At 51.0% G+C, this 868-nt stretch carries 2 tRNA genes and 2 rRNA genes; all 4 read left to right on the top strand.

Annotated elements, in window-relative coordinates:
• A 16S ribosomal RNA gene (locus ACFQ2I_RS09715) occupies positions 1-94 on the top strand; the annotation flags it as partial.
• Between the two features lie 111 nt (positions 95-205).
• Positions 206-282 (top strand) — tRNA-Ile (locus tag ACFQ2I_RS09710).
• 86 nt (positions 283-368) lie between these two features.
• Positions 369-444, top strand: a tRNA-Ala gene (locus ACFQ2I_RS09705).
• 146 nt (positions 445-590) lie between these two features.
• A 23S ribosomal RNA gene (locus ACFQ2I_RS09700) occupies positions 591-868 on the top strand; the annotation flags it as partial.

The raw sequence follows: 868 nt of genomic DNA, 5'->3' as shown, positions 1-868 counted from the left end.
GCAAGGGAGCCAGCCGCCGAAGGTGGGGTAGATGATTGGGGTGAAGTCGTAACAAGGTAGCCGTATCGGAAGGTGCGGCTGGATCACCTCCTTTCTAAGGAATTATCCGATCACGATGATGATCGGATAAGGAAGCGTCAGCTTCCCTCTCAGGCAGTAGTTGCTCGCTCGTTGTCAGTTTTGAAGGAGTAATCCTTCCGCAAGAGGGCCTTTAGCTCAGCTGGTTAGAGCGCACCCCTGATAAGGGTGAGGTCGGTGGTTCGAGTCCACTAAGGCCCACCATTATCGTCTTCAAAAAAGGAACGGCGTCCCTAGATGGTAATTACATTACCCTTCGAAGGATAACGTCGCTTTTTGGGATGTGTTAAGGGGCCATAGCTCAGCTGGGAGAGCGCCTGCCTTGCAAGCAGGAGGTCAGCGGTTCGATCCCGCTTGGCTCCACCATAAAACATCGCGGTATTGTATTTTCTGGAGTTGATCGGAAAGTCAATCAGCGAAAAACAATTGTTCCTTGAAAACTGGATAACGAAAGTAACAATAAAGCATTCCAGCTGCTTTTGAAGCAGTNAAGTCACTCATCGAAAAACGCAGGTTAAGCTAGTAAGAGCGCACGGAGGATGCCTAGGCACCAGGAGCCGAAGAAGGACGTGGCGAACAACGATACCGCCTCGGGGAGCTGTAAGCAAGCATTGATCCGGGGATTTCCGAATGGGGAAACCCAGCAGTCGTAATGGACTGTTACTCATGACTGAATCCATAGGTCGTGAAGAGGCATACCGGGGGAACTGAAACATCTAAGTACCCCGAGGAAGAGAAAACAAAAGTGATTCCGTCAGTAGCGGCGAGCGAACGCGGATTAGCCCAAACC

Origin of the sequence: Paenibacillus chungangensis (genome assembly GCF_042675905.1) — a bacterium.
Taxonomy (GTDB): Bacteria; Bacillota; Bacilli; order Paenibacillales; family Paenibacillaceae; genus Pristimantibacillus; species Pristimantibacillus chungangensis.
Note: the sequence above shows the minus strand (reverse complement) of the source record. Positions and strands in the feature narration are given on the sequence as shown.